The organism is Halomonas sp. 707D4 (genome assembly GCF_024158685.1).
Lineage (GTDB): Bacteria > Pseudomonadota > Gammaproteobacteria > Pseudomonadales > Halomonadaceae > Vreelandella.
Genome location: NZ_JAMZBD010000222.1, coordinates 1 through 5,129 on the forward strand (window position 1 = coordinate 1; position 5,129 = coordinate 5,129).

Annotated in this window: 5 protein-coding genes; 3 read left to right on the forward strand and 2 right to left on the reverse strand. The window is 66.6% G+C overall.

What is annotated here, in order from left to right; genetic code table 11:
- Positions 1-342, reverse strand: a 342-nt coding sequence (locus BIS11_RS10525) for an MFS transporter (protein WP_253586022.1), incomplete at its 3' end; no start/stop codon positions are given.
- A gap of 168 nt (positions 343-510) precedes the next feature.
- Between BIS11_RS10525 and uvrA the strand changes: the two genes are divergently transcribed.
- The 3 genes from uvrA (at position 511) to BIS11_RS10540 (ending at position 4,715) form a co-directional block, all read left to right on the forward strand.
- On the forward strand, positions 511-3,339 hold the full coding sequence (gene uvrA / locus BIS11_RS10530; RefSeq protein ID WP_253423270.1) for an excinuclease ABC subunit UvrA: 2,829 nt from the start codon (positions 511-513) through the stop codon (positions 3,337-3,339).
- 81 nt (positions 3,340-3,420) lie between these two features.
- Complete coding sequence (locus BIS11_RS10535; protein WP_253423274.1) at positions 3,421-4,164, forward strand: Crp/Fnr family transcriptional regulator; 744 nt, start codon at positions 3,421-3,423, stop codon at positions 4,162-4,164.
- Complete coding sequence (locus tag BIS11_RS10540) at positions 4,161-4,715, forward strand: hypothetical protein (RefSeq protein ID WP_253423276.1); 555 nt, start codon at positions 4,161-4,163, stop codon at positions 4,713-4,715. The genes BIS11_RS10535 and BIS11_RS10540 overlap by 4 nt, the downstream gene beginning before the upstream one ends.
- Here BIS11_RS10540 and BIS11_RS10545 read toward each other — a convergent pair.
- On the reverse strand, positions 4,712-5,129 hold a 418-nt coding region (locus tag BIS11_RS10545; protein ID WP_253586023.1), incomplete at its 5' end, for an OmpA family protein. The genes BIS11_RS10540 and BIS11_RS10545 overlap by 4 nt on opposite strands.

A 5,129-nucleotide genomic window follows, 5' to 3' on the forward strand; every position in this document is an offset into this window, starting at 1 on the left:
CCCCTGAAGCGCGCGGCCGACGATGATACCGCCGATGGAGTCCGCCAAGGCCGCCACGACGCTGCCCAGCGCGAAGACGACGAGCCCGAGCGCGATGATGCGCTTGCGCCCGAAGCGATCCGAGAGCAGTCCGAAAGGGATCTGCAGCGCGGCCTGGGTGAGCCCGTAGACCCCCAGGGCCACGCCGATCAGCAAGGGCGTGGCGCCGTGCAGCGCGTCGGCATAGAGCGCGAGCACGGGCAGCACCATGAACAGCCCCAGCATGCGGGATGCGTAGAGCCCCGCCAGCCCGCTGATTGCACGGCGTTCAGAGGCCAGCAGCAGGGTGGAAACGTTGCGCATAGTGCCCTTTTGAAACGGTAGAGGGCCAAGGCCCGGGAAAGCCCTCCATTCTAGCGCTTTGCACTGACGCTGGAAACGCCGCCCTTGCGACAAAGCGTCCCTGCCGCTTTGCCGTATCCGGGACGTCAAACATATACTTACCCTTTTGCCACGCGATTCGAGGTGTTGATGGACAGCATTCTGGTCAGAGGTGCCCGCACTCATAACCTCAAGCAGATCGATGTGGAACTGCCGCGCGACAAGCTGATCGTGATCACCGGGCTTTCCGGCTCGGGCAAGTCGTCGCTGGCGTTCGATACGCTGTATGCCGAAGGACAGCGCCGCTACGTGGAGTCGCTCTCGACCTACGCCCGCCAGTTCCTGTCGATGATGGAAAAGCCCGACGTGGACCACATCGAGGGACTCTCGCCGGCGATCTCCATCGAGCAGAAATCCACCTCCCACAACCCCCGCTCGACGGTGGGCACGATCACCGAGATCTACGACTACCTGCGCCTGCTGTTCGCCCGCGCCGGCACGCCGCGCTGCCCGGAGCACGGCGAGGATCTGGAAGCGCAGACCATCTCGCAGATGGTCGACCAGGTGATGAACCTGGAAGAAGGCACGAAACTCATGCTGCTGGCGCCGGTGATCAAGGGCCGCAAGGGCGAACACCTGCAGCTGCTGTCGGAGCTGCGCGCCCAGGGCTTCGTGCGCGTGCAGATCGACGGCCAGGTGCTCGAGCTCGACGACATCGCCCCGCTCGACAAGCGCAAGAAGCACGACATCAGCGTGGTGGTCGACCGCTTCAAGGTGCGCGACGACATCGCCCAGCGCCTCGCCGAGTCCTTCGAGACCGCGCTCAACCTGGCTGACGGCACGGCGATGATCCACTTCATGGAGGGCGAGCGCGAGGATCTCGCCTTCTCCTCGCGCTTCGCCTGCCCGGTGTGCGGCTACTCGCTCTCCGAGCTCGAGCCGCGCATGTTCTCGTTCAACAACCCCGCCGGCGCCTGCCCTACCTGCGATGGCCTGGGTATCCAGCAGTACTTCGCCCCGGAAAAACTGATCAGCCATGACGAGCTGTCGCTCGCCGAAGGCGCGATCAAGGGCTGGGACCGGCGCAACATCTACTACTTCAGCCAGCTTCAGGCGCTGGCCAGCCACTACGACTTCGCCCTCGAGACGCCCTGGAAGGAGCTCACCAAGCGCCAGCGCGACGTCATCCTCAACGGCAGCGGCAGCGAGCCGGTGGCGTTCAGCTACGTCAACGACCGCGGCCGCAAGGTGACCCGCGAGCACGCCTTCGAAGGCGTGCTGCCCAACATGCAGCGCCGCTACCGCGAAACCGAGTCGAACATGGTGCGCGACGACCTGGCCAAGTACATCGCGGTCCAGACCTGCTCGACCTGCCACGGCTCGCGGCTGCGCCGGGAGTCGCGCCATGTCTTCGTCGACGATCGCAACATCGCCGACATCGTGCGCACGCCGATCGGCGAGGCCTGGAACTACTTCGCCGAGCTCGCGCTGCCCGGTCGACGCGGCGAGATCGCCGAGAAGATCGTCAACGAGATCCACTCGCGGCTCGAGTTCCTGGTCAACGTCGGGCTCGACTACCTGACCCTGGAGCGCAGCGCCGACACGCTCTCCGGCGGCGAGGCCCAGCGCATCCGTCTGGCGAGCCAGATCGGTGCCGGGCTCGTGGGCGTGATGTACATCCTCGACGAGCCCTCGATCGGGTTGCACCAGCGCGACAACGACCGCCTGTTGAAGACCCTGGAGCGGCTGCGGGACCTGGGCAACACCGTGATCGTGGTCGAGCACGACGAGGATGCCATCCGCGCTGCCGACCACGTGCTCGACATCGGCCCCGGCGCCGGCGTCCACGGCGGCCAGATCGTCGCCCAGGGCACCCCGCAAGAGATCATGGACCACCCGGACTCGCTGACCGGCCAGTACCTGTGCGGCACCCGCGAGATCGCGGTGCCGCCGCACCGCATTCCCGGCAACCCGGAAAAGCAGCTGGTACTGCGCGGCGCCACCGGCAACAACCTGCAGGACGTCACGCTGTCGCTTCCGCTGGGGCTGTTCATCGCCATCACCGGCGTTTCCGGCTCGGGCAAGTCGACGCTGATCAACGGCACGCTGATGCCGATCGCCGCGCGCGACCTGAACCGCGCCACCACCATGACGCCGGCGCCCTACCAGGCGATCGAGGGGCTCGACCAGCTCGACAAGGTGATCGACATCGACCAGAGCCCGATCGGGCGCACGCCGCGCTCGAACCCGGCCACCTACACCGGCATCTTCACGCCGATCCGCGAGCTGTTCGCCGGTACCCAGGAGGCGCGCTCGCGCGGCTACAAGCCCGGGCGCTTCAGCTTCAACGTCAAGGGCGGGCGCTGCGAGGCGTGCCAGGGCGAAGGCATGATCAAGGTGGAGATGCACTTTCTGCCGGACATCTACGTGCCCTGCGACGTGTGCAAGGGCAAGCGCTACAACCGCGAGACCCTGGACATCCACTACAAGGGCAAGAACATCCACGACGTGCTCGAGATGACCGTCGAAGAGGGCCTCGAATTCTTCAGCCCGGTACCGGCCATCGCCCGGCGGCTGCAGACGCTTTTGGACGTGGGGCTCTCCTACATTCGCCTGGGTCAGAGCGCGACCACGCTCTCCGGCGGCGAGGCGCAGCGGGTCAAGCTCGCCCGGGAGCTCGCCAAGCGCGATACCGGCCAGACGCTGTATATTCTGGACGAGCCCACGACTGGGCTACACTTCGAGGATATTCGCCAGCTGTTGACCGTACTGCACCGCCTGCGCGATCACGGCAACACCATCGTGGTCATCGAGCACAACCTCGACGTGATCAAGACGGCGGACTGGATCGTCGATCTCGGCCCGGAAGGCGGCTCCGGCGGCGGGCGCATCATCGCCGAAGGCACGCCGGAGCAGCTGGCGAAAAAGCAGGTATCGCACACCGGGCGGTTCCTGGCGCCGCTCTTGAAGCGCCGATAGCCTGCACGCGCCGCCAGGGATGGCGGCGCTGGAACACGTCATGGTTTTCGGATCGACCCGCTTGCGACAAGGAGCAGTAACATGGGAAAGCAAAGAAGCTGCCTGGCACGTCACTTCGATCACTACTATTCGATCTCGAAGGAAGACGAGGAGCTGCTGGATTCACTGGAGGACAGCCCCGTCGACTACAAGGCGGGGTCGCTGCTGTGGGAAGTGAAGGATGGCGCCCACGAGTTCTGCACCATCAAGAGCGGCTGGGCCTACTCCTACCGCCACCTCGAGAACGGCGATCGCCACATTCTCGATATCTTCCTGCCCGGCGACATCATCGGGCTGCGCGAATTCGCCTTCTCCCAGCACCTGGAGAACGTGCGCTTCATCACCGACGGGGTGGCGTGTCGCTTTCCGCACAAGCGGATGATCGACCTGTTCCGCCAGTCGCTTCCGCTCACCTCGGTGATGTTCGCCATCAGCAGCCGCCAGCAGGCGATGATGACCGAGCGGCTGGTGAATCTCGCCCGGCGCAGCGCGCGCCAGAAGATGGCGCATTTTCTCAACGAGATGCACGCACGCCTGAGCCAGACCAACCCGGGGCTCGGCGGCCAGTTTCGCCTGCCGCTCTCCCAGGAGCAGCTCGCCGACGTGCTGGGCCTGAGCCCGGTGCACGTCAGCCGCACCTTCACCGCGCTCAGCGAGGATGGCCTGGTCTACCGTGACCGCCATCACGTCAACATCCCCGATCTCGCGGCGCTGGCCGCCGAGGGCGAGTTCGACGACTGCTACCTGAGCGACAACGTACGCCCGCTGCTGGATTCGTCCGAATGACCCGACCGATGTACCGCTCTATCGCCCCTCTCGCCTTCGGCGCGGCGGGGCTCTTGTTCGCCGCCGGCGCCTCGGCGGCGTCGCTGACCATCAGCGAGCCGCGCGACCATGGCGCCTGGCAGGCGCTGACCCTCGATGACGGCGACAAGCGCCACTTTCGCGCCGTCGAGGCCACGAGCTACTCGGACGCCACGCTCAGCGTCAACGCCACCCAGGGCGTGTGCCACCTGCCCTGGCTCGAGATGCGCGTCACTCTGGCAGAAGCCCAGACCGACGACCGGGCGGTGAACCTGGTGCCGGCGCGGCTGCGCGTCGATCGCGAGCCCCTGGTGGACACCATGGCGGAGTTCATCGTCGAGCGGGGCGACGACGGCTTCTACAGCCACTTCTATCTCGGCGAGCTCGAGACGCTGCTTTCCCAGATGGGCAGCGGCGAGAAGCTCTTCATCGGCTTCGATCAGGGTGAAGCCGAGCCCTGGACCATGACCTTCGCCCTCGACGGCGCCGGGGAGGCGATCGACGAGATGCGCCGACGCTGCGCCGACGCCTAGGGGGTAGCGTCGGCGGAGAGGGGCTGGCGCAGCAGCAGCTCGACGCGCCGGTTGGCGGCGCGCCCGTCGGCGGTGGCGTTGCTTTGAAGCGGCCGGGTATCGGCGTAGCCCACCGCGCGCAGGTGCGACGGCGCCACGCCCTCGCTTTCCAGGTAACGCACCACGGCGATCGCCCGTCCGGTCGAGAGCTCCCAGTTGGAGGCGAACGCCGCGGTGGCGATGGGCACGTCGTCGGTGTGCCCCTCCACGGAGACTTCGCCGTCGAAGCTTCCGATCGCCTCGCGAAGCCCCTCCAGCACCGCTTCCCCCTGGGCCGTCAGCGCGGCGGCGCCGCTTTGAAACAGCAGGCTGTCGTCGATGCGCAGGGTCACGCCTTCGCGCCCCTGGGAGACGCTCACCCCCTGGATATCGAGG

Bases quoted from the DNA above. Each gene is read 5' to 3' on its own strand.
- uvrA (WP_253423270.1), top strand. From the start codon at position 511: ATGGACAGCATTCTGGTCAGAGGTGCCCGCACTCATAACCTCAAGCAG.
- BIS11_RS10535 (WP_253423274.1), top strand. From the start codon at position 3,421: ATGGGAAAGCAAAGAAGCTGCCTGGCACGTCACTTCGATCACTACTAT.
- BIS11_RS10540 (WP_253423276.1), top strand. From the start codon at position 4,161: ATGACCCGACCGATGTACCGCTCTATCGCCCCTCTCGCCTTCGGCGCG.